At 45.7% G+C, this 23,202-nt stretch carries 21 protein-coding genes; 7 read left to right on the forward strand and 14 right to left on the reverse strand.

Annotation, left to right across the window (positions count from 1 at the left end):
* Positions 1-588 precede the first annotated feature (588 nt).
* A complete protein-coding gene (locus ACFOEK_RS03425; protein WP_386718527.1) occupies positions 589-867 on the forward strand; it encodes a BrnT family toxin in 279 nt (92 codons plus the stop codon).
* Positions 864-1,052 carry a hypothetical protein gene (locus ACFOEK_RS03430; RefSeq protein WP_386716190.1) on the forward strand — a complete coding sequence of 63 codons (189 nt, stop codon included), beginning with the start codon at positions 864-866 and terminating at the stop codon, positions 1,050-1,052. Before ACFOEK_RS03425 ends, ACFOEK_RS03430 begins: the two co-directional genes overlap by 4 nt.
* Before the next feature lie 148 nt (positions 1,053-1,200).
* Here ACFOEK_RS03430 and ACFOEK_RS03435 read toward each other — a convergent pair whose 3' ends face one another.
* Positions 1,201-1,590, reverse strand: a complete 390-nt coding sequence (locus ACFOEK_RS03435) for a tautomerase family protein (RefSeq protein ID WP_386716193.1) — start codon at positions 1,588-1,590, stop codon at positions 1,201-1,203.
* Between the two features lie 10 nt (positions 1,591-1,600).
* A complete protein-coding gene (locus tag ACFOEK_RS03440) occupies positions 1,601-2,062 on the reverse strand; it encodes a hypothetical protein (RefSeq protein ID WP_386716196.1) in 462 nt (153 codons plus the stop codon).
* Positions 2,063-2,304: 242 nt separating this feature from the next.
* Between ACFOEK_RS03440 and ACFOEK_RS03445 the strand changes: the two genes are divergently transcribed.
* Positions 2,305-3,534 carry an NADH:flavin oxidoreductase/NADH oxidase family protein gene (locus ACFOEK_RS03445; RefSeq protein WP_386716199.1) on the forward strand — a complete coding sequence of 410 codons (1,230 nt, stop codon included), beginning with the start codon at positions 2,305-2,307 and terminating at the stop codon, positions 3,532-3,534.
* A 108-nt stretch (positions 3,535-3,642) separates the two neighbouring features.
* Here the strand turns inward: ACFOEK_RS03445 and ACFOEK_RS03450 are convergent, their stop codons facing one another.
* The gene (locus ACFOEK_RS03450; protein ID WP_386716202.1) at positions 3,643-4,542 is read right to left on the reverse strand and encodes a LysR family transcriptional regulator; all 900 of its coding nucleotides are present in this window, start codon (positions 4,540-4,542) and stop codon (positions 3,643-3,645) included.
* A 275-nt stretch (positions 4,543-4,817) separates the two neighbouring features.
* Here ACFOEK_RS03450 and ACFOEK_RS03455 point away from each other — a divergent pair, with 275 nt between their 5' ends.
* The gene (locus ACFOEK_RS03455) at positions 4,818-6,269 is read left to right on the forward strand and encodes a coniferyl aldehyde dehydrogenase (RefSeq protein ID WP_386716205.1); all 1,452 of its coding nucleotides are present in this window, start codon (positions 4,818-4,820) and stop codon (positions 6,267-6,269) included.
* 43 nt (positions 6,270-6,312) lie between these two features.
* Positions 6,313-7,935, forward strand: coding sequence for a GMC oxidoreductase (locus tag ACFOEK_RS03460; protein ID WP_386716208.1), 1,623 nt, complete (start codon positions 6,313-6,315; stop codon positions 7,933-7,935).
* A gap of 31 nt (positions 7,936-7,966) precedes the next feature.
* Here ACFOEK_RS03460 and ACFOEK_RS03465 read toward each other — a convergent pair whose 3' ends face one another.
* The gene (locus tag ACFOEK_RS03465; protein WP_386716211.1) at positions 7,967-8,221 is read right to left on the reverse strand and encodes a YkgJ family cysteine cluster protein; all 255 of its coding nucleotides are present in this window, start codon (positions 8,219-8,221) and stop codon (positions 7,967-7,969) included.
* A 268-nt stretch (positions 8,222-8,489) separates the two neighbouring features.
* Here ACFOEK_RS03465 and ACFOEK_RS03470 point away from each other — a divergent pair, with 268 nt between their 5' ends.
* Complete coding sequence (locus tag ACFOEK_RS03470) at positions 8,490-8,675, forward strand: hypothetical protein (protein ID WP_386716214.1); 186 nt, start codon at positions 8,490-8,492, stop codon at positions 8,673-8,675.
* A gap of 276 nt (positions 8,676-8,951) precedes the next feature.
* On the opposite strand, the gene choV is transcribed toward ACFOEK_RS03470, so the two are convergent.
* From choV to ACFOEK_RS03515, 9 genes are all read right to left on the reverse strand, one after another.
* The gene (gene choV / locus ACFOEK_RS03475; protein ID WP_386716217.1) at positions 8,952-10,130 is read right to left on the reverse strand and encodes a choline ABC transporter ATP-binding protein; all 1,179 of its coding nucleotides are present in this window, start codon (positions 10,128-10,130) and stop codon (positions 8,952-8,954) included.
* Between the two features lie 37 nt (positions 10,131-10,167).
* Positions 10,168-11,007, reverse strand: a complete 840-nt coding sequence (choW, locus tag ACFOEK_RS03480; protein ID WP_386716220.1) for a choline ABC transporter permease subunit — start codon at positions 11,005-11,007, stop codon at positions 10,168-10,170.
* Positions 11,008-11,110: 103 nt separating this feature from the next.
* On the reverse strand, positions 11,111-12,052 hold the full coding sequence (locus ACFOEK_RS03485; RefSeq protein ID WP_386716223.1) for a choline ABC transporter substrate-binding protein: 942 nt from the start codon (positions 12,050-12,052) through the stop codon (positions 11,111-11,113).
* Positions 12,053-12,136: 84 nt separating this feature from the next.
* The gene (gene betA, locus ACFOEK_RS03490; protein ID WP_386716226.1) at positions 12,137-13,837 is read right to left on the reverse strand and encodes a choline dehydrogenase; all 1,701 of its coding nucleotides are present in this window, start codon (positions 13,835-13,837) and stop codon (positions 12,137-12,139) included.
* 9 nt (positions 13,838-13,846) lie between these two features.
* A complete protein-coding gene (betB, locus tag ACFOEK_RS03495) occupies positions 13,847-15,325 on the reverse strand; it encodes a betaine-aldehyde dehydrogenase (RefSeq protein ID WP_386716229.1) in 1,479 nt (492 codons plus the stop codon).
* Between the two features lie 10 nt (positions 15,326-15,335).
* Positions 15,336-15,959 carry a transcriptional regulator BetI gene (gene betI / locus ACFOEK_RS03500; protein WP_386716232.1) on the reverse strand — a complete coding sequence of 208 codons (624 nt, stop codon included), beginning with the start codon at positions 15,957-15,959 and terminating at the stop codon, positions 15,336-15,338.
* 422 nt (positions 15,960-16,381) lie between these two features.
* The gene (locus ACFOEK_RS03505; protein ID WP_386716235.1) at positions 16,382-16,897 is read right to left on the reverse strand and encodes a chalcone isomerase family protein; all 516 of its coding nucleotides are present in this window, start codon (positions 16,895-16,897) and stop codon (positions 16,382-16,384) included.
* A gap of 224 nt (positions 16,898-17,121) precedes the next feature.
* The gene (gene argS, locus ACFOEK_RS03510; RefSeq protein ID WP_386716238.1) at positions 17,122-18,855 is read right to left on the reverse strand and encodes an arginine--tRNA ligase; all 1,734 of its coding nucleotides are present in this window, start codon (positions 18,853-18,855) and stop codon (positions 17,122-17,124) included.
* Positions 18,856-19,066: 211 nt separating this feature from the next.
* Positions 19,067-19,900, reverse strand: coding sequence for an HDOD domain-containing protein (locus ACFOEK_RS03515; protein ID WP_386716241.1), 834 nt, complete (start codon positions 19,898-19,900; stop codon positions 19,067-19,069).
* Between the two features lie 440 nt (positions 19,901-20,340).
* Between ACFOEK_RS03515 and rimO the strand changes: the two genes are divergently transcribed.
* Positions 20,341-21,660, forward strand: a complete 1,320-nt coding sequence (gene rimO / locus ACFOEK_RS03520; protein ID WP_386716244.1) for a 30S ribosomal protein S12 methylthiotransferase RimO — start codon at positions 20,341-20,343, stop codon at positions 21,658-21,660.
* A gap of 90 nt (positions 21,661-21,750) precedes the next feature.
* Here the strand turns inward: rimO and ACFOEK_RS03525 are convergent, their stop codons facing one another.
* Entirely contained in the window at positions 21,751-23,160 is a 1,410-nt protein-coding gene (locus ACFOEK_RS03525) for a hypothetical protein (RefSeq protein WP_386716247.1), read from the reverse strand.
* Positions 23,161-23,202 lie beyond the last annotated feature (42 nt).

Raw genomic sequence — 23,202 nt, forward strand, 5'->3', positions numbered from 1 at the left:
TTTTCTACGTACGCCTATCCTTTTCCTTATTTAACATACCATTATTCATGGAAACTACTACAAATCAATGAGATACAAATATCCATACAAAAACAAATAAGCAAAAGCGTATCAAGCACACTTTTGCATTTTATAATTTCTATTTATTTCAACGGGTTAGATAGGAATTCCATGTAATATTAACAGTATAAACATATCACTCAGTTAACTCAGTACTAAAGCATTAATTATCTAAAGATCCCCCCATCAAATCAAACCATTTAGCCGCTCTGAAATCATTCTATGCGCATCTTTCATGATGCTGCTGATTAGCTCTTCACAGTTTGGTACGTCATTAATCAAGCCCGCTACTAAACCACACGACCAGGCACCTGCATTTAAGTCGCCCTCCCCATCACTTTTGGATACACTCCGACCACGCCTTCGGCAATGTCATCAAACTTGATGGTATCGCCCAGTTCGCGTTCCAGTTCGATAGTTTTTCTCAACCGCTGGGTTGGTCAGTACCCGTTCTGTGTTTCTTAGTGGGCGCATGACCAATCGAAGGTCGTGTTCTTCGGTATTAACAATGGCCTGTTTTACGTTGTCGTGCACTGGCGCTTCTTTGGTGGCCACAAAGCGCGAATTGACTTTGCTGACGCTGTACACATATTTCTTGATAACAACAGAATTGAGCGTGAAGATTATCGGGTTGGCTATGGAGAACAAAGATTTCAAACCATAGGCTCTTCGGAATATGGCATATTGTTCGTGATTTATACTGAGCGTGAGCCAGATGGAACCATTCGACTCATATCAGCCAGCAAAGTAAACAAACAGGTAAAACTATTACTACAAAGGCAAATTTCTGCAGGCATTGTGATATGACTCTAAAAAAGTTTAGTTTTGAAGAAATTAAAAACCTCAAGGGAAAGACTAAAAAGTCGGAAGTTGACTCAATCACAGATAAAGACATTGCTGAAGCAGTCTTAAGTGACCCTGACTCAAGGGTGCCAACAGAAGAAGAGCTAAAAGAATTTACAAAACCCAAGGAACGGAAACAACATGACTAAGCGTGTAAAAATCCTGTTTACTGCCTATCCAAAGCCAGTATTTACTACAACCAAGATAGGCAGTTCTGAATAATAATATCTTTCGTGAAGCACCTATAGCTTAAACACGATTTTCACTTCATAACATATTGATTGAATGGCCATCGACCTAAGCGCTGTGACCTTTTTGAAGCCACTCACATTGATCTTCTTCGCCCGGTTCAGGCAGGATTTCACCACCTTCCATAACCCATTGAGCGGGTACTTCAAACAGGGACAGTTCTAACTGTAGATCTGAGATTTTCATCAGGTCAGAGATTTTCTGAATCAGTTCTTTTTGCAAGGTGTCGTTCATGGCACTGGTACGACCTTTACGCACCGTTCCCAACACATTCATGGTGATGCCATCCGCCAACGGGACATTTTCACAATACAACACATTCACAAAGGTTTTCGGGGCACCGGTAATACCGCAGTGCACCTCCATAATGAGATTGGCTAATTCTTTTCGTCTGGGCACAGTTAACGAAAGGCCGGTAGAAACGGTATAAAGAGGCATAGTGAATTCCTTATAGATTGACGCTGGTGTTGAGGTAGCCTTTGCGGAGATAGCCCTTCAGCAGACTCATCAGCATTTTGCGTTTGGTTTTGCGTCTCAAAGCGGGGTTAAAGCGTGCGTCCATCGCATCGTAAAACGCATTTACATGCGTCATGTCGGACGACGCCAAAATGATCTCGTTCTTATTGCAACCTGTAATGTGTTGCCATTTGGCGCAGATCTCACTCATGAAGGGATGACGTTGCTCTGGCGGTAAACCATCTTCTACCGGCATTTGTACAGTCGATGCTGTAGACAGTTCGCCGGCTAAATACGATTGTTCATAGGGAATGTTTAACCAGATGAAGACCAGTCGGTACTGCGCGCCAAAGTGCGCCTGGTAGGTGCTTTTCATCACCGATTCCAATTGCTTAATTTTCTTTTGACCCAGGGAACCCTCCTGAATCGAACACATTACTCGAACAACCTTCATGTCGTAGTCACCTTGTTTATGAGTGTTAATACAAGGTTGATGATAGATAACTCGGGTTTCGCCAATAAGTGAAAAAACTTGCCTGCCCTTCGCAATGAACCGAATAAACGTCATTCAATAGATGCGCACAAAGGATCTTTCAGTTTTTTTCCTGCCATCCACAAATATCTTCATTACCTCAGCACAAATCAGCTTCGATACCCTTTGATGCGTTATTGACTACCAACGTAAAGAGATTTCACATGTCCAATCAATCCACCTTATCAACCCCGTTAAAACTTCGTTCCGGCTTAACGCTGAAAAATCGGCTCTGTAAATCGGCAATGAATGAAGCCATCGCCACTGGCGAAGGTCGTGTCGTACGACAATTCGAAGTGCTCTATCGAACCTGGGCAGAAGGCGGTGCCGGGCTTCTGGTTACCGGCAATGTGATGGTGGATAAACGCCACGCGAATGAGCCTTTGGCGGTTGCCGTGGAAGACGAGAAAGATGCGTTATTGCTGCAACTTTGGGCAAACGCCGCTAAATCCAAAGGTGCTCAGATTTGGGCGCAGCTAAGCCACCCCGGCAAACAATCCCCTAAATTTTTGAACTCAGCGCCAGTGGCACCTTCAGCGATTCCTTTAGCCAGCGATATGTTCGTGCCACCCAGAGAGCTGACGGAAACTGAGATTGAAGACATCATCCAGCGTTTCACCACAACCGCGTCGGTGTTAAAAACGGCAGGGTTTGATGGCGTGCAATTGCACGGAGCTCATGGCTATCTAATCAGCCAATTTCTTTCCCCCAACCACAACAAACGCACCGATAAATGGGGTGGCTCGCTTGAAAACCGAATGCGCTTTGTGACCGAGGTGTACAAATCCATTCGAGCCAAAGTCGGGAAAAAGTTTGCCATTGGCATCAAGCTCAATTCATCAGATTTCCAAAAAGGCGGCTTTACCAACGAAGAGTCCATTGAAGTGTGTAAAACGCTCGATAAGTTGGGCATTGATATGATTGAAATTTCAGGGGGCAGCTGGGAAAACCCGGTGAACCGAAAGGGCAACCTGAAGGAAAGCACCAAACAACGGGAAGCCTATTTCCTTGAATTCTCTGAACAACTGAAAAAGAACGTCTCAGCACCGATTATGGTCACTGGCGGATTCAGAAGCCAACGAGCCATGGAAGAAGCGGTTGAATCGGGCGCGACCGACATTGTAGGTCTGGCCCGTCCGTTTGCTATTGATCCCGATTTGGCCAATAAAATCCTGAAAGGCCAAGGCTATCTGTCGACAGTAAAGCCCATCTCTACCGGTATTAAAAAGATTGATGATATGGCCATCATGGAAATCAGTTGGTACACCGATCAGATCCGTCGTATGAGTGAAGGTAAAGACCCGAAAACCAAAGTACGCGGCTTAATCTCTGTGGCTGACGTGTTGTTTAACTTCTGGCGTCGTGGCCAGCAGGTTAAGCGCGTGCGTGCGTAAGCCTTGATGTTTTCGCTAACGAAAGCGTTATCTTTATCACTTTCGTTAGCCAAAGCATAAGAAAAGCGCTGCCTTGTGAAAAGCGAGTTTGTCTAGGGAACCTTTCAACTAGACTTCAGGCGCATCCATGTACTGAGAGAAGATCGAGACAACTTCCTTCACGATGGGGATCAACAAGGTTTCTGGTCTGCCAATGCACATGCAATTCCAGTTTACATCGATTGGAAATTCCAGCTTCGCCAACTCACCACTGGTAAACTCCGTTCGAAACAAAGACTCAGGACCCGCCGTAATATAATCTGAGTTACTCACAATGGTTTTCGCCATCGCATAATTTTCGCACACGATTTCCGGCTCTAACGGCGTGTTCTCCAGTAAACGACTGATTTGATGGCCCATATGCGCAGGGATGTCCGGCGTGACGGCTTTGAATCTGGTGAACGCATCTAAGGTCAGCGCAGCACCCTTCGAAGATAAGTCATGCCCGGAGCGCACCGCACCGATAATTTTCTCGGATAAATACAGAGGCGATGTCATGTCATCTGGAATATCACTCTCAACGAACGGCCCAATGGCCAGATCAATAGCGCCCTTTCTAAGTTGCTTCAGTAACGCTTCAGAAGACATGGTGGTGACCTGAATTTTGAAGTCGTAGTTTTGATCCACATAATCCAGCAGCACTTTAGGCAACAGAATCTGCTCTACAATTGGGCCGACACCCAACTTCACCACACCGCCTTTTTTATAGGACATCAACTCCAGCTGTCGCTCTACTTTCCGAAGCTGGTCTTTAAGATGACTGCCCTCTTCAATCAATAAATTCGCAGCTTCGGTTGGCACCATCCCGGCGATGCCCCGGCTGAACAGTTCCAGGTTTAGCTTTTGTTCCAGACGGCTTACTTTCTTGCTCAAGGTGGGTTGTGACATATTCAGCAGCTCTGCGGCTTTATTGATGCTGCCCACATCGGCCACTACTTGAATCATATGAATATCAGAAATATCAATCACGTTTGGCGCACTCGGCTCTTAAGATTATTGTTATGCTCTACACCAGTATAGGTAAAAACATCGTCCATCATCTTAGATTACCAGCACACTATGGTATTCAGATAATTAATAACCCATGGTAAGTTTTTGAATACCCCTTGCCTTCCTATGCTTGTCTCCCAGCTGTATTCAAATACTTCATCACCCCACCGCAAACTATTAATTATCTGCCACCCCCGGCTTTTGGCTAACCTAAACGCGATTAACATCCCCATTAAAGAACGCAGGTAAGGCTTATGAGTGCAATCGAACAAATAACCACTGAGAAAAATTATTCGTACCTTAGTGACCGTCTTCATGCTCAAAAGATTGCTTATATCAATAAGCCAATGCCAACGGCACAAGAGAGAATCAACCAACTTAAGAAACTGAAAGCGGCGATTATTGAATACTCCGATGAGGTCATTTCGGCGGTCAGTATGGATTTTGGCAACCGCTCAGAATCGGAAACTTTAATGGCTGAAATCTTTCCGTTGTTGGATGCCATTAATTACAGCAAAGCCCGCATCAAAAAGTGGATGAAGTCCGAGAAACGTAAAACCCCAATGACCTTAATGCCCGCACAAGTGGAGCTAATGTATCAACCATTAGGGGTCGTAGGCATAGTCGTGCCCTGGAACTTCCCGTTGTTTCTCGGTTTATCACCTCTGGTTTCGGCTTTGGCGGCCGGCAATCGGGCAATGATCAAAATGTCTGAGTTTGCACCCAACACCGCCGAGGTGGTTAAGAAAATCATCGAGTCCTGTTTTATCGATGACGAAGTAGCCGTCTTCACAGGCGAAGTCGATGTCAGCAGTGAATTCACTAAACTGCCGTTTGATCACCTGGTGTTTACCGGTGCGACCTCCGTCGGCAAACTGGTGATGCGTGCCGCTTCTGAACATTTAACCCCGGTGACATTGGAGTTGGGCGGTAAATCCCCAACCATCATTCACGATTCTTTCCCGATTGAAGAAGCCGCTCAACGCATTGCCTTTGGTAAAGCAATGAACGCTGGTCAAATCTGTGTATCACCGGATTACATCTTCTGCCCGAGACATAAAGTTCACGCCTTTGTGGAAGCCTTTATTAAAGCCATAAGCAAGAGCTACCCCAGCCTTAAAACCAATGATGACTGGACGTCCATCATTAATGATCGTCAGTTAGCGCGCCTGCAATCTTACTTACAAGATGCTAAAGAAAAAGGCGCGAACGTCCTGCCAATTAACCCGCAGGAAGAGAGCTTTGAAGGGGGGCGCAAGATGCCGATGACACTGGTATTGGATACAAACGAAACCATGTTGATTGAGCAAGAGGAGCTGTTCGGCCCGATCCTTCCGATCAAGCCTTACGATGACATCGAAGAAGCCCTGCTCTACATCAATCAACGCCCAAGGCCATTAGCCCTGTATTACTTTGACTGGGACAAACAGCGTGCCGCCGATATTGTGTCACGAACCCACTCCGGCGGCGTCTGCATTAACGACACCCTAAGCCATGTAATGGTAGACGATGCTCCCTTTGGTGGTATCGGGCCTTCAGGAATGGGCCATTACCACGGTAAAGAAGGCTTCATTAATTTCAGTAAAGCTAAAACCATCGTTCATAAGGGCACCATCAACACCGCCAAGTACATTGCCCCACCGTGGAATAACCTGCCGTTCAACCTCTTGAAGAAACTGCTGTGGTTCAAATTCAAGCGCAGTTAATGAAGTTAAGTTTCAATGGTAAAGCGATTGAGAGCACAGCAGTATGAAACACACAGCACAAGCACAGGCCTACGATTACATCATTATCGGCAGTGGTTTTGGCGGCTCGGTAAGTGCCTACCGCCTCAGCCAAAAAGGTTACAAGGTATTGGTCATTGAAAAGGGGCAGTGGTTTAAAGAGAGTAACTACGCTGCCAATGCCTGGAACCTGAAGAAGTGGCTGTGGATGCCCATGCTGGGATTAAGAGGCATCATGAAAATGACCATCCTTCGTCATGTGACTGTCTTTTCAGGGGTTGGCGTCGGCGGTGGCTCCCTAACCTATGGCGCTACCTTGCCTACACCCAAACAGCAATTCTTCGAGTCTGGCTCTTGGGGACAATTGCAAGACTGGGAAACCCTGCTCAAGCCTCATTACGAAGAAGCACTTAGAATGCTGGGCGCTACTGAAAACCCGACTCTCACCGAAGCCGACCATGTCATTAAAGAACTGGCGGAGACACTGGGTAAAGAAGACCAGTTTCACCCTTCCCGAGTGGCGATTCATTTTTCCGACCCGTCGCAACACGGCAGCTATCAGGATGACCCATATTTTGATGGCAAAGGGCCTGCTCGTAGAGGTTGTACTCAATGTGGCAGCTGCATGACCGGCTGTAAAAACAACGCCAAGAACACGCTGGATAAAAACTATCTGTACCTAGCGCAAGCTCACGGTGCAGAGATAGTGGCCGAACATGAGGTGGTGGATGTACTGCCCGCAGGCGATAAACAAGGGGCGGATGGTTACTTGGTCAGTTATCAATCGTCCAAAACGTACGCCAGAAAACAGAAGAAGGTCAGCCATACCAAAGGCGTGATTTTCTCTGGCGGCGTGTTGGGCACTGTGCCCTTATTGTTGAAGCTCAAAGACTCTGGCTCCTTACCTCGTCTTTCCGATCAGGTCGGGGCTGATATCCGAACCAATAACGAAACCATTACCTCGGTTACTTCCTTCAAAGACGATGTGAACTTCGCACAGGGTGTCACCATTGGCTCGGTATTGCACACCGACGAACACAGCCACCTGGAGCCGATTAATCAAAACAGCCGTGCAGGGTTAATGAAGTTAATCACCGCACCGAGGGTGTCTGGCTCGAACCTGATCACCCGTTTTGGCTCCTTTGTGAAAACCATGGTGCTTTCCCCCAAAGCCAATTTAAAGGTGCTGTTCGCTAAAGACTGGGGTAAGAAAACCCTCTTTTTATTGTTTATGCAGCACCTAGACAGCACACTGACCTTCAAACGCGGTATCGGCGGTCAACTGACCAGTCATTTGGGGAACGGCCCGGCGCCTTCAAGATACATTGAAGCCTCTGACGCCATAACCAAAGAGGTTGAAAAAATCGTCGACGGTAAAGCCACCACAGGGATGACCGAAGCCGTATTTGGCACACCCAGCACTGCCCATATTCTGGGTGGTGCCGTAATGGCGAGCGATCCCAAAAACGGCGTCATTAACGACAAGTGCGAGGTGTTTGGCTATGACAATGTGTTGGTCTGTGACGGCTCTGCAATATCCGCAAACCCAGGAGTGAATCCGTCGCTGAGCATTACTGCCATTTCCGAATGGGCCATGAGTCATATCCCCGATAAAGAAATACCCGTTACCGTGAAGAAACCGTCATAGTAAAAAATCGCTGACAGTGAAAAGAAGTGCCTTAGTGACTCGTAATATCTTCCATCTCAATCAAGCGAGCCATGGCGGTCTCATTCGACGAACCACACACCCATTCAGCGGCATGGAAGTCTAGGCAGACTTTCGGCCGCTCTGGCTGACCAAAGATTTTACATAGATTGTTGTCGTCCAACTGCACACAACGTTCACCGGCTTTTTTCCCATCGGGCATCCCCGGAATTGCACTGGTAATGGAGGGGGCGATACAGCAAGCACCGCAGCCAAGGCGACATTCCATAACAAAAGAACTCTTTAGAAAAATATCAGAATAGAATTGAGTCGCTATCAGACCGATCAGTGAACCGGTTCCAAACGAACCGAATTACAAAAGCTCACAAAAAGGATGAAAACTCACAGCCACTTGGGGGACTATTCTACACGAACTTACTTAGGATTCAGAAAAAGCGTTCCGCACCACAAGATATACTTAAAGCTTATGTCGGAAACGAAAAAAATAATCCGAGCCAATCCGAGCCGTCAATCCAGCTAAGCATTAGGAACAATGTATGAAGTATTTACAGCGCATCAACTGGTTTCCACCTGAGCATAAAGTTATCTTTCGTGATCACGAAAACAATCGAAGTTGGATTTCATTTAAGAGCATTCGACTGCTTGCCCGAAGAGAACGCGCCGATATCTGGCTATGCTGTGAAGGTCAGTTTGAATTTTTGATGTTAAAGCTACCCGACTAGTCTTATGACATTCGAATTTAAGACGCTATAATCAAGGATATGAGTGGTTGCAGATTGAGAATCTAGCATGCAGTACCTACAAAAAATCGACTCTTGGCGCGACAAACGTCAAAAATTGATCTTAAAAGAAGACGGCCAAGTTTTTTATATTTCCGCGAAAGCGGCCATGGAGAAAGCCAAATATTGCGATAAGGATATTTGGCAATGCAGAGATAAAGGCCACATCTTTTACATACTACGGGAAAAGGACGTAGCCTAGTGATAGCCCATCACAGGCTAATCGTCATCCAGCAGCTTACCTAACATCGCATGGTAAATATCTTTATCCCCGATATAACCAGTAATCTGTTGTTCTGCCTGAACTAACACACCATGACCTGTGTAATAGCGAATTTCCATCACCTCTTTCATGGAAACCTCTGATGACACTATGGTTGGGTGTTTTTCTAAAGATTCAATGGCCGTTTCACCATTCCACACTTGTAAGGTATGTTGTTCGTCACCGTAGCGAACCTGGCTGTCAGAGATAGATGCTCCCAATTTAAGCCAATAATCATGACGACGACTTAATAAATACTCGCCCTCTTCCTGCTTTAAGGTGTCTAGCGGACGCTGCAATGAACCGGCTTTAACCACTTCTGTTGGATTGGTGTGAGCTACGAAATCACGGACATAATCATTGGCCGGATTCAACACGATGTTCTCTGGCGTATCGTGCTGAACGATCTCACCGTCTTTCATGATCGCGATGTGGTTCCCCAGTTTCAGAGCTTCATCCAAATCATGACTCACAAAAATCACGGTTTTATGCAGCTGTTCTTGCAATCGTAACAGCTCGTCTTGCAATTGCGCTCGAATTAACGGGTCGAGCGCTGAAAAGGGTTCGTCCATCAAAATGATGTCCGTTTCCATTGCCAAAGCCCGTGCTAACCCCACACGCTGTTGCATACCACCCGACAGCTCAGAAGGTTTCATATCCGCCCACTGAGACAAGCCAACCAGTTCCAACTGGTTTGCAGTTTTCTCTTTAATTTCTTTTTTAGAGAGGCCCTTTTGTTCCAAGCCAAAAGCAACATTCTGCGCTACGGTCAGCCAGGGCATCAAAGCGAACTTTTGGAATACCATGGTGATCTTGTTCATGCGGATATCGCGTTGCTCTGCCTCGCTCAACGCCATGAAATCCTGCATGCCCTGCTCAGTTTCAACCAGCACTTCACCACGGGCCACCGGATTCAAACCATTAGCTGTGCGTAACAAGCTGGATTTACCTGAGCCGGACAAGCCCATCAACACACAAATCTCACCCTTCGCCACCGAAAGATTGGCGTTACGAACACCTGCGGTTAATCCGGTTTCATCCAAAATCTCTGAGCGGCTTAATCCTTGATCCAATAAAGGTAAGGCTCTCTCAGGTTGTTTTCCAAAGACGACGTCAACGTTCTTAAATTCAATCATAACTACTTAACAACTCGGAATTTCAATGATCAGAGACTTATTCAGAGGTTCCCTTGGTTTTAAACAAGCGATCCAACATGATGGCAATCAACACAATGGCCAAGCCAGCTTCAAAGCCCGTTGCAATATCAACGGTATTCAAAGCTCGAACCACGGGTTTACCCAGGCCATCAGCCCCCACTAACGCGGCAATCACAACCATCGACAACGACAACATGATGCACTGGGTAATTCCCGCACGAATGCTCGACATCGCCGCCGGAATTTCAATCCGCGTTAAAAGACGCTGCTTAGTGCAACCAAACGCCTGACCGGCTTCTAACAATTCTTTCGGCACTTCACTGATGCCCAGATAGGTCAGTCGAATCGGTGCTGCAATGGCAAAGACAATGGTAGAAATTAGCCCTGGCACAACCCCTAAGCCAAACAAGGTCAGGGTTGGAATCAAATACACAAAGGTCGGAATGGTCTGCATTAAATCCAGAATCGGTCGTAACACTTTATACAGCCACGGACGGTGTGCTGCGGCAATCCCGATCGGCACACCAATCAGCACACAAAAGCCGGTCGCAAAGAGCACCAAAGACAAGGTTTCGATGGTTTCTTGCCAATAGCCAAGATTCCAAATCAACACAAGTGATAAGGTCGAGAATAATGCCGTGCCCCAGTGCCTTTGACGCCACACAGCAAAAGCAGCAATCAGCACAACCACCAACCACGGCGGCATCATAGTCAACAGGTTTACTAAGCCCTCGATCATGGTTTCCAACACAACGGATAAACCATCAAAGAAAGCGCCACTGTGATCGATCAGAGCATCAATAACGTCTTCCGCCCAATCACCCACAGGTAATTTATTTTCTGTAATCCAATTCATAACACTTATATTGATTAATGAATGACATGTGTGATCACTAGTGATCACACATAAAAGAATCTAAGCTAATGCTTTGCTAACGACTTAACTCAACAGTCATCGACTACTTAGCTAAAAATGCTTTAACTGCAGCTTCAGCAGGCTTACCGTCAAGTGTGGTAACACCTTCAAGCCAGCCGGAAAGTACAGACGTGTTGTTACTTAACCATGCTTTTGCAGCAGCGTTAGGCTTTTTACCTTCATCAAGAATGGCAGACATCACTTCGTTTTCCATCGCCAAAGTAAAGGTCAGATTCGTTAATAAGTTGCCCACGTTCTTACACTCAGCGGCATACCCCTTACGAACGTTAGTGAAAACGCTTGCTCCCCCAAGGTTCGGGCCGAAGAAATCATCACCACCTTCCAGATACTCCAACTCAAAGTTCGCATTCATTGGGTGTGGCTCCCAACCTAGGAACACAATCCACTTGTCGCGCTTGGTCTTACGTTTTACCTGAGACAACATACCTGCTTCAGAAGACTCAACCACTTTAAAGCCTTTAAGACCAAACGCATCCTGATCAATCATGGATTGAATCAAACGGTTGCCGTCGTTGCCTGGTTCGATGCCGTAAATTTTGCTGTCGAACTTATCGGCAAACTTGGCGATATCTGCAAAGTTTTTCACACCGGTATCGTACACGTATTTAGGAACCGCCAACGTATACTTTGCACCTTCTAAATTCTTATGGATGGTTTCAACCGTACCACGCTCACGGTACGCTTTGATGTCCGCTTCCATCGTTGGCATCCAGTTACCCAAGAACACATCAATGTCGTTATTTTCCAACGACTTATAGGTCACAGGCACAGACAGTAACTGAGTCTTGGTTTTGTAGCCCATGCCTTCCAGCAACGTAGACGTAATCGCGGTGGTCGCCGTAATATCAGTCCAGCCAACGTCCGAAAAACGAACGGTTTCACATTGGTTTGCACTTGCTATCGTTGATGCAGACAAGGTCGCTGCTGATAGCAGTACCGAACCGAGTAGAGATCTAAATTTCATTGTCTGTGTTTCCTCGTTATCGATGAGTTTTCTTGTTATTGGTTGTTCAAATTATTTGTTGTAATAAGTCGTTGTAATCAGCCGCTATTTAATAATGCGCTCTGGAGTGTGATCACGCTGCTTGGTTTGCCACTCGTGCTCCATTCCGACCTCTGCCGTGCTTACCTGCAAGGTGCCCTGCCCTTTAATCAAATCCGCAGCACGTTCAGCCACCATAATGGTCGGCGCATTTAAGTTCCCATTTGGAATCGTTGGGAAGATGGATGAATCCACCACGCGTAATCCGGAAACCCCGCGCACCCGTGTTTCGGAATCCACCACTGCCATGTCATCTTCTCCCATCCGGCAAGAACACGACGGGTGATACGCACTTTCTACGTTCTGACGTACGAACTGATCAATCTCTTCATCCGTTCTTACGTGCTCACCAGGTTGGATTTCTCCGTCCCGATAATCATCGAACGCAGGTTGATTGATGATCTCACGCGTTAATTTCACGCAGTCCCGGAAACCTTCAATGTCATCTTCGTGTTGAAGATAGTTAAACAGAATGCTCGGCTTATCTTTCGGATCAGCACTCTTAATATGAATACGTCCACGACTTTTCGGTTTGTTATGGCCAATGTGTACCTGGAAGCCATGACCAGCAAAGGCGGTTCGGCCATCGTAACGCATCGCCGCTGGTAAGAAATGGTATTGAAGGTCTGGCCACTCAACGCCTGCTTTGGAACGAATAAAGCCGCACGACTCAAAGTGGTTGGTTGCACCTAAACCATCACGTTTAAAGAACCAACGGGCACCAATTAAGAATTTATTGAACCAGTCCAACTTACTGTTCAAGGTGATTGGCTGTTTGCACTTAAACTGGAAGTAAAACTCCAAGTGATCCTGAAGGTTTTCACCCACGCCGGGTAACTCGTGCGCAACTTCGACACCCGCCTTTTCAAGCACAGCTTTGTTACCAATACCGGAGAGCTGTAAGATCTGAGGCGAGCCAACCGACCCTGCCGAAAGTACGACTTCTTTCGAGCAACGCACCTCTTCAATGGTGCCTTTACGCTCGTACTTCACTCCCACTGCGATTTTGTTTTCCTGCCCAGGTTTATTTTCTAACAGCACTTTATGCACCAAAGCGTGGGTTATTACGGTTAGATTTGGGCGAGACATCGCAGGACGCAAGTAAGCGTTTGAAGTTGACCAACGCACACCGTTCTTAACCGTCATGTGCATCGGGCCAAAACCTTCTTGCTGTTTACCATTGTAATCCTGAGTAAAGAAATAACCCGCTTGCTGACCCGCTTTGATGAACGTCTTATAGAGCGGATTCTTCATCTGGTTGCCGTTATTGACACCCAACGGGCCGGAATCACCACGATACTCATCAGCACCGAACGCCCAGGTTTCCGCTTTTTTGAAATACGGTAAGCAGTTCGCATAATCCCAATCTTTGGCACCATGTTCTGCCCACTCATCAAAGTCTTTTGCATGGCCACGAACGTACACCATGCCATTGATCGACGACGAACCACCCAGCACTTTACCTCGTGGGCAATGCATTTCACGGTTATCCAAATGCAGCTCAGGTTCAGTCTCAAACTGCCAAGCGTATTTTTCAGTATTCATCGGAATGGATAAGGCCGTCGGCATCTGAATAAAAATGCTTCGATCACTGCCACCGGTTTCCAATAACAACACAGATACCTTAGGGTCTTCCGACAGTCGATTGGCTAACACACAACCGGCCGAACCAGCGCCAACAATGATGTAATCGTATTTTTTGCTCATCAAACTTTCCTAAAACGGGCTTTCCAAAGGATTCATCCCCACATATACCGCTTTCAACTGGGTATAGTGATTTAATGTCGCCACACCATTTTCACGACCAATGCCCGATTGCTTGTATCCACCCACCGGCATTTCGGCAGGCGAAGCGCCGTAGGCATTGATCCAGCAAATACCCGCTTGTATTTGATGAATCACACGATGAGCACGTTGAATGTTTTGGGTAAATACACCAGCGGCTAGACCAAGTTCCGTATCGTTAGCACGCGCAATGACTTCGGTTTCTTCAGAGAAGCTCAACAACGCCATGACCGGGCCAAAGATTTCTTCACGAACAATGGTCATGTCGTCTGTACAATCCGCAAACACGGTCGGCGCAACGAAATAACCATTAGGTGCTGATTCAGGGCTTAACGCTTGACCACCCGCGAGTAGGGTTGCACCTTCATCAATGCCTTTCTGAATGTAATCCATCACTAAGCTGTGATGTTTCTTAGAAATCATTGCGCCGAAATTCACTTCCGGATCAAGAGGATTACCCGCAATGATGTTGTTCTGGATGCGTGTCACCAACTTCTCTTTGAATTGATCCATCACGGATTCATGCACAAAGACTCGTGTACCGTTAGTACAAATTTCACCTTGGGTGTAGAAGTTACCCAACATGGCAGCAGACACCGCTTCGTCCAGATCGGCATCGTCAAACACGATCAATGGCGACTTACCACCCAGCTCCATGGTCACATCTTTTAGGTTTGATGCGGCATTAGCCATCACCTTCTTGCCCGTACCCACTTCACCCGTAAAGGAAACCTTCTCGATACCACTATGACCGGTCAGTTGCTGCCCTACTCGATGGTCGCCTTGAACTACATTGAATACGCCAGCCGGTACACCTGCTTCAATAAAAATTTCTGCCAGTTTCAATGCGCCCAATGGTGTTTCTTCTGACGGCTTAAACACCATCGCATTACCCGTTGCCAGGGCCGGAGCTGATTTCCAGCAAGCAATCTGTAACGGATAATTCCAAGCACCAATCCCAGCACACACGCCCAAAGGCTCGCGACGGGTGTAATAAAAATCACCACCTAAATCCTGTTGATTGCCCTCGATAGATGGCGCGAGACCAGCAAAGAATTCAATGGAATCGGCCCCGGTAACAACATCTACAACAGACGCTTCTTGCCAAGGTTTACCGGTATCCAATACTTCAATTCGAGCCAGTTCATCATTACGTTCGCGCAACAGCGCAACCGCTTTTAATAGGATGCGTGAACGCTCCATACCAGTCATTGCTGACCACTCAGCAAAGCCTTGTTGCGCAGATTCAACCGCGCGATCAACCAAGGCTTCATCCGCTTGTTCAACAGCGTAAATCACTTCACCAGTAGCAGGGTTTACTACATCGAAAGTTTCACCAGTGGCATTTGCCACATACTGGCCATGAATAAAGGATTGATAACATGGTTTGTTCGTAACGGGGTTAGTCATAACTTATTCGCTAAATCAAAGATCTCAAAAATCGTTTACATAATGCAGCGGCGTGCTGCCCATCAATAGCTTCTTCACTAAGCGCACCTCGTAACCATAGGCCATCAATCAAAGCGGCAATACTTTTTGCTGCATCATCAACCATTTCTTCTGGCAACAATGCTCTTAGTGAATATTTAAGGTTTGAATGCAATCGGCGTTCATTCACTCGTTGCAAACGTGCAAACTCTGGCTGATGCATTGACTGAGCCCAAAATGCCATCCAAGTCTTTGCACTGGACTCATCAATTTGAAATTGGCTGAAGTTAGCATCAATGATCGCATCCAAACGCGTTAATGGATCATTCCCAATTTCGCTGTTCAACTGAGCAAACAATTCATCCTGCAACGACTGCAGTAAAAATCGAACCGTCGCTTCTAATAATTCTTGCTTACCGCCGAAGTAATGACTGATGACCCCCGTCGATACTCCAGCAATCTTACTGATACTGCTTACTGTCGTCCCATGCAAACCAAAGCGTTCGACAGAAGCAATGGTTGCCTCAATCAGCTGCGCTTGGCGTATTGGTTTCATTCCTACTTTTGGCATGACACGAACGTACTCTTCATTCATTAAACAAATTGAACGTTTCAAGATTTGGATCACCGCATTGAGCAAGCCCCAAGCCATACTTCAAAGCGTATTCATAACCCATTCTTTTTTTAATGAACGTTCAATATAAAAAGAATAATAATAGTTAGAGTTGTAAATATCAAATCCACAAAGTCTACTAATATTCAGATAGCCACTCAGAAAAAAACGGATCAAAACCTAAAGAAATAACGATTAATCTTTTATTTTCAATAAGATAAAGACAGTCACACCACCAAAAGAATTCTTTTAGGACTCTAAATATTTTCCTGATAAACGTTTTTATTCTGATCAAAAAAACATAGACATCTATAGACTATCCTTCCATTCTCCCCTTCTCTGGATAGGTTATTGGTCAAACTGCAGGCATAAAAAAAGCGAGCCGAAGCTCGCTTTTTATCGATCTGAAGTTTGCTACTTAGCGCTTAACTACCTAGCAATTCAGCTTTTAAGCCGTCGTGTACAGGATTGTCTGACAACCAAATACCGAACATAGCTTTTTTGAATTCTACGCCTTTAACAGTGTCTTTCTTAACACCGTTCTTAGTAACAGTTACACCTTCACCTGGTACGTAAACCAAATCAAAGATGTCACCTTCTTTAATCTCTTCACGGAAAACATTGATGAACTTATCGATTTCAGATTTGATTGCTGCAGTGTTACCACCCGTTGCCAGCTCAAAACCTTCGTTCGTTGCATTGACCATTTTCTCTGCTGTAATCAAGCCAGAAACGATGTGTAAACGAAGCGCCATTGGCTGGTCAGCATTAACAACCTGATCGGCTGATAAGCCTTTGTTTTGTAGGTAAAGACCTGCAACGTAAAGATCCAGGAACATCTTGTCACGGATGCCTGCGCCATTAAGCACTAGATCGCCACTTGAAACACTTAGTTGATCTGGAATTTCAATGTCAGCAATTTGCATAGCTGAAGCGGACATTGCGCAAACCATTGCGCCACATGCGATGATTTTTTTAAACATTTATCTCTGATCCCATATTGTTATTGTTAGTCGTCCAGTACACAGGTCGCTTAGGAGTGTGTGCCCTGTGCGCGATAAAGTGTACTGGTTTGGGTACCACAAAAATGTGGACTGAGTTACATTTTTTATCTGAAATAAGCGCCAAATGTTAAAAGGCGACAAAAAGCATCATAGCCGCCCTATTACATACGATCAACAACCTTAATGCCTAACAGATCCAGGCCAGTGTGCATCGCTTCTGCAACGCGTTTACACAGTGCCAAACGGCTTGCTCGAACCTCGGCATCCACGCCCTCTTTATTGATAGGACACGCCTCGTAGAAGGTCATGAAGTTGCCTGACAACTCATACAGATACGTACACAGTAAATGTGGTGCACCCTCTTTCGCTACCGCTTCTACGACCTCAGGAAGTTGTAAGAGTTTCATTGCCAAAGTACGCTCTGCGTCTTCTTGAACAACAATATCCGCAGCAAAGGTTTCTAATGACTCATCTGCTTTGCGGAATACACTAACAACACGAGTGTAAGCATACTGAAGGTAAGGCGCAGTATTACCTTCAAACGACAACATGTTATCCCACTCGAAAATGTAATCCGTCGTGCGGTTCTTAGATAGATCAGCATACTTCACAGCACCGATGGATACGGCATCGATCACCGCTTGTTTTTGCTCTTCAGTAAGATCAGAACCTTTCGACTCAATCAAACTAGTGGCACGCTGCTCTGCTTCATCCAACAAATCAGACAACTTAACCACACCGCCAGAACGAGTTTTGAACGGGCGGCCATCTTTGCCTAACATCATGCCAAATGCATGGTGCTCCAAAGACATGCCTTCAGGCGCATAGCCCGCTTTACGGACAATGGTCCAAGCTTGCTGTAAGTGCTGAGCCTGACGGGAGTCGATGAAATAAAGTACACGGTCTGCACCTAATTCTTCATTACGATACTTGGCACATGCAATGTCCGTCGTCGTGTAAAGGAAGCCACCGTCTTTCTTCTGGATAATTACACCCATTGGATCGCCATCTTTGTTCTTAAACTCGTCCAAGAACACCACCATGGCGCCATCGTCTTCAACAGCCAAACCTTTCTCTTTAAGATCAGCCACAACACCTGGCAGCATATCGTTGTACTGGCTTTCACCCATGACATCATCACGAGACAAAGTCACATTTAAACGGTCATAAGACTTCTGGTTCTGCTCCATAGTGACATCAACCAGCTTGCGCCACATGTCATTACACCACTGGTCACCACCTTGCAGCTTCACCACGTAATTACGCGCGCGCTCTGCAAATTCCTCATCGAAATCGTATTTCTGCTTGGATTGACGATAGAATTCTTCCAAATCCGACAATTCAGATTCAAGTACATCCGGGTTATCACGCATCAGCTCTTCTAGGTGTGCAATCAACATCCCAAATTGAGTACCCCAGTCACCAATGTGATTACAACGAATCACTTTGTGACCTAAAAACTCCAACGTTCGAACAACAGCATCTCCGATAATGGTGGAACGCAAGTGACCAACGTGCATTTCTTTAGCAACGTTCGGAGCGGAATAATCAACCGCAATGGTTTGAGTCTCTTGAAGCTCAACACCGCAACGCGAGTCGTAGCCTTTTAATTCGTTGGCAACCCAATCTTTATTTAGAAAGATATTAATGAACCCTGGGCCCGCAATTTCTAATTTATCGATCACACCTTCGAGCTGAACCTGCTCAACCACTTTCTGAGCAAACTCACGTGGATTCATGCCCAGTTTTTTGGCAACCGGCATCACACCGTTGGATTGATAATCTCCGAAATTAGCTTTCGCGCTTGGTCGCACCATTCCTGGTGTTCCTTCAGGAGCACCTGCGGCTACTAATGCTTTTGAAAACGCTTGATCTAGAAAGTTACGAAGATTCATTTATCAACCTTTATGAAATTGGGGAAGGAGTTAACAAACTGCTTTATAGCGAAACAACACTAAAATGCTTCAAAAATGAGGCGCTATTCTACAACAGACTGCGTAGAGGAAAAACCGCCGAATATAGAAAGTCCGAAGAACGAAAAGCCAGATACAGAAAAGGCCAGCAAATGCCAGCCCTTATCGATCAGATATATTGACAGAAAGTCGATTACAAGCCTTCTAAAAGAGCATCCAACGCTTCTTCAACACCCACCGCATCCTGTACTTCCTGCAATGCTCTCGGATGATCCATTCCCACCGCATCTGCGATTTGAGAAGGGAAGCGAGCGATAATCTCGTCTTCACTTAACTCGTCCATGTGTGCTTGATGTAGGAATAGCGCTAGATTAATAATGCCAGCCATAGGCGGAACCGGATCATTCGCCAACGGATCATAGTGATGAGCAATGCCATCGCTCATTTCATTAGGAAAACGCCATCGCCTCGCCAACTCTGCACCAACCTCCGCGTAATCATAACCAAAGACCTGATGCTCCGCTTCACGACGGTCTTTACCTTCTTTGATCATGGCATCAACGCCGACACATTCCTGCGGATACACGGTATGCATCAGTACTATACCAATGGAATACAACATGCCCGCCGTAAATGCAGATTCAGGGTTCACATTGGTATAACGAGCAATCCAACGCGATAGCTCGGCAACTGCAAAACTGTCTTTCCAAAAACCTTTTCGATCAAACCCTTGAGGTACAGTAACTGCCGCCGAGATACCTGAAGCCAACACCATGGTTCGCAACATACTCAAGCCAAGCAGCACCACTGCATCATTGATCGTTTTGACTTCACGACTCGAACTGAATTTCGCCGAATTAGCGATTCGTAAAACCTTTGCACTTAACACCTGATCTTTCGATATTTTATCGGCAATGTCGTCAATATCGATGGATTCTTCATCCTTAAAACTTTCGATCAGTTCCTGAACCACTTTAGGAATACTTGGGAGTTGTTGTGAGCTATTGAAAATGTCTGCTAGTTCCATATACATCCTCATCAGATAATACTTGCCGAATACTCAATAGATGCGCTCCGCGCCGGACAACTCTTTGATTTAAAGGAAGATTTAAATCAAAAAGATCCCCTGCCTCTATCAAGTAAGACATGAAAATTAATACTAAGCTTGGTCTCGCGAGATGTGCTTCACTGAACCCTGTTTTTGTTAGAATCTTTTCTGATCCACACATTTGAGTGTAGACACTAATCTGCCCTCAACACTGACTTTTTTCGTTATCTTTATGTTAAAAAGACTGTCAGCCATACCTCATTGCTCTCAACATATCTTGTGACCACTCAAATTGATCATTTCCCGACCAATGACCAAAAAAAGACGACCTAAACCTTAACTGTCTTTTGCTCTAACGCTACAATACGCCGCTGTTTAAAACCTATCATTTATGAACTGTAATTCTGAGAACAATTTCTATGTCAAAGCATCAAGGTAAAGTCGGGTTTGTATCACTGGGCTGCCCAAAAAATACGGTAGACTCGGAGCGTATTCTGACTCAACTAAAAACCGAAGGTTATGAGATATCCCCTAGCTATGAGGATGCGGATGTTGTTCTTGTAAATACGTGCGGATTCATTGATAGCGCAGTTCAGGAATCATTGGATACCATTGGTGAAGCCATTCAGGAAAACGGTAAAGTTATCGTGACCGGCTGCTTAGGTGCGAAAGAAGATGTTATCCGTGAAGTGCATCCTAACGTGCTAGCAGTAAGTGGCCCGCATGCTTACGATGAAGTTATGAATCAAGTTCATGAAGTGGTTGATAAACCGGTTCATAATCCGTTTGAGAGCTTAGTTCCCGATACTGGCGTGAAGTTAACACCAAAACATTACGCTTATCTAAAAATCTCAGAAGGCTGTAACCACCGTTGTACGTTCTGCATTATTCCTTCTTTCCGTGGTGATTTGGTTAGCCGCCCTGTGGGTGAAGTGCTTCATGAAGCCAAACGCCTTGCGGATGCCGGTGTTAAAGAATTATTGGTGATTTCACAAGACACCAGTGCTTATGGCGTCGACACCAAATACAAACTTGACTTCTGGGATGGTCGCCCGGTTAAAACACGCTTAACTCAACTGTGTGAAGAGTTGGCTAAGTTTGGCATCTGGGTTCGCCTTCACTATGTTTATCCATATCCGAATGTAGATGAGCTGATTCCTTTGATGGCTGAAGGAAAAATCCTTCCGTACTTGGATATCCCATTCCAACACGCATCACCAAAAGTGTTAAAGAACATGAAGCGCCCTGCCCATTCTGAGAAAGTGCTAGGACGTATTAAGAAATGGCGCGAGATCTGCCCGAACATTGTGCTTCGCTCTACCTTTATTGTGGGCTTCCCTGGTGAAACCGAAGAAGACTTCCAAATGCTATTAGACTTCCTTGAAGAAGCACAATTGGATCGCGTCGGCTGCTTTAAGTACTCTCCGGTAGATGGTGCCACTGCTAATGAGCTACCAGATCAAGTTGATGAAGACGTAAAACAAGAGCGTTGGGATCGCTTTATGGAAGTTCAACAGCGCATCAGTGCTGCCAAGCTTCAAGCAAAAGTCGGTACCATCATGGATGTGATCGTTGATGAAGTGGTAGAAGAAGGTGCCGTTTGCCGTTCATTCGGAGACGCGCCTGAAATCGACGGCCAAGTTTTCCTGGATAACCAAGTTCACCTGAAGCCAGGGGAAATCGTAACCGTTAAAATCGAAGAAGCCGATGAATACGATATGTGGGGTCACTTGGTTTAATCTGTTTAAACCATTAACCGCACGAAACGAAAAAGGGGATTTGTTACAATCCCCTTTTTTATTCTTATTTACTGTCTCAATTGCAAGCGCTCAATCCGTTACTACTCTGGGCAAGGTGGTAAACATCAACACCGCTTCCGCCGGATTCACTTCACTGGCTTTTTTCTTCTTTTTAACCAAGCCGCGAGTTTTAGAAACGCCTTCGCTCACACTTTTGGCAATGGTGTAGTAAGTACCATCAAACTCGGTGTAGGGAATCAAATCCATAGGATCATTTTTAAGCGCCATCACTTGCAGGCTCTCCACCCCAAACGGTGGCTCGATTTCAAACTCACCCAAGGACATCCAGCGATTGGCATCGTCCGCATTTACATATTGGATAAATTTTCGATTCCCCGGCGCATCCTGCAAATCAAGGAGATAGCTTTTTTCACCTTGATTACTCTTGGTATGACCTACTAAATAGTAATAGCCAGGCTGGTTCAATTTGATAAAGAGTTCAACCGATTCACCCGCCATAAACGCCAAATCACGCATCCCGCGATTAGTGCGCAGCTGCACTGAAAAATCAGACGACACGGCATACCCCGAATGCAATAACTGATCAAAGTCGACGGCTTTTGGCTGTGTATTAAGATGTGCAAATGCTGAAGGTGCTAACCGAACAAGCCGAGCAGCAACAACACTCCCCTGACGATCCACTAAGCGGTAATTTACCGTTATTCCTTTTCCATGCTTTGCGTATTGCCCTTCAAAGTAGTATTCCGCTCGATTTAAGGACGTTGTTTTTCCACCAAGTACAGATTCCAAGTGCACTTTCATCGCCTGAGCAAATTCGGTGACCTCTCGTGAGCTCTGCAAAGTCGCAGGTAAGATGAGGATATTTGATTGAGTAATGTTCTTAACCAATTGTTTGGCAGCATGAGCCAGCGATTTGGATTGAGATACGCTTTGTTGTAAGCGTTCCATTAAATCATGCTTACTCACATCTAAGGATGCTTTCTTCGCATCAGCACTGGAAAGCAGAGCGAGCACTTCACGTAAGCGATACCATTCATCTATCTGATTAATCGCTTTAGCTAACGCTTGTTCTTGCTGAATCTGTGACATTGAATCAATCGCTTTCTCCGTATGCTGGATCTCGTCTGATAGCAAGGTCAACTTCTGGAGATATAAAGGAGCGGCTTGCTGGGAATCCAACAAACCGTGACAGGTATATTCGTTACTCTTGGCAAAACAATCCACCTGAGCACCTAAGATCGGCAGATGCGTGGTTGCTTTCGTTTTGGTTGTGGATTTTAGACCTTTAACTGTATCCGCCACGCTGACAGATTCGCTTTCGATTTGAACGTATAAATTGCTGGCCAGATGACTGAGTACTTGCTCACGTGCATAAGCTTCAGTGGGCCCAAACGACTGAGCATCCCAAGTCTGCCCATAAGATACAGAAACAAATACCAGCAAACTGAGAGCAATTAATTTATTAAGCACCTTATACATAACAACAAACCCTTTACCATTACCCTAATAAAGCAAAATAGA

It is taken from the genome of Litoribrevibacter euphylliae, from assembly GCF_042646085.1.
In the GTDB taxonomy this organism is placed as follows: Bacteria; Pseudomonadota; Gammaproteobacteria; order Pseudomonadales; family Litoribrevibacteraceae; genus Litoribrevibacter; species Litoribrevibacter euphylliae.

Coding starts and splice junctions, on each gene's coding strand:
- ACFOEK_RS03430 (WP_386716190.1), top strand. CDS start 864: ATGACTCTAAAAAAGTTTAGTTTTGAAGAAATTAAAAACCTCAAGGGA.
- ACFOEK_RS03435 (WP_386716193.1), bottom strand. CDS start 1,590: ATGCCTCTTTATACCGTTTCTACCGGCCTTTCGTTAACTGTGCCCAGA.
- ACFOEK_RS03440 (WP_386716196.1), bottom strand. CDS start 2,062: ATGAAGGTTGTTCGAGTAATGTGTTCGATTCAGGAGGGTTCCCTGGGT.
- ACFOEK_RS03445 (WP_386716199.1), top strand. CDS start 2,305: ATGTCCAATCAATCCACCTTATCAACCCCGTTAAAACTTCGTTCCGGC.
- ACFOEK_RS03455 (WP_386716205.1), top strand. CDS start 4,818: ATGAGTGCAATCGAACAAATAACCACTGAGAAAAATTATTCGTACCTT.
- ACFOEK_RS03460 (WP_386716208.1), top strand. CDS start 6,313: ATGAAACACACAGCACAAGCACAGGCCTACGATTACATCATTATCGGC.
- ACFOEK_RS03465 (WP_386716211.1), bottom strand. CDS start 8,221: ATGGAATGTCGCCTTGGCTGCGGTGCTTGCTGTATCGCCCCCTCCATT.
- ACFOEK_RS03470 (WP_386716214.1), top strand. CDS start 8,490: ATGAAGTATTTACAGCGCATCAACTGGTTTCCACCTGAGCATAAAGTT.
- choV (WP_386716217.1), bottom strand. CDS start 10,130: ATGATTGAATTTAAGAACGTTGACGTCGTCTTTGGAAAACAACCTGAG.
- choW (WP_386716220.1), bottom strand. CDS start 11,007: ATGAATTGGATTACAGAAAATAAATTACCTGTGGGTGATTGGGCGGAA.
- ACFOEK_RS03485 (WP_386716223.1), bottom strand. CDS start 12,052: ATGAAATTTAGATCTCTACTCGGTTCGGTACTGCTATCAGCAGCGACC.
- betA (WP_386716226.1), bottom strand. CDS start 13,837: ATGAGCAAAAAATACGATTACATCATTGTTGGCGCTGGTTCGGCCGGT.
- betB (WP_386716229.1), bottom strand. CDS start 15,325: ATGACTAACCCCGTTACGAACAAACCATGTTATCAATCCTTTATTCAT.
- ACFOEK_RS03505 (WP_386716235.1), bottom strand. CDS start 16,897: ATGTCCGCTTCAGCTATGCAAATTGCTGACATTGAAATTCCAGATCAA.
- argS (WP_386716238.1), bottom strand. CDS start 18,855: ATGAATCTTCGTAACTTTCTAGATCAAGCGTTTTCAAAAGCATTAGTA.
- ACFOEK_RS03515 (WP_386716241.1), bottom strand. CDS start 19,900: ATGGAACTAGCAGACATTTTCAATAGCTCACAACAACTCCCAAGTATT.
- rimO (WP_386716244.1), top strand. CDS start 20,341: ATGTCAAAGCATCAAGGTAAAGTCGGGTTTGTATCACTGGGCTGCCCA.
- ACFOEK_RS03525 (WP_386716247.1), bottom strand. CDS start 23,160: ATGTATAAGGTGCTTAATAAATTAATTGCTCTCAGTTTGCTGGTATTT.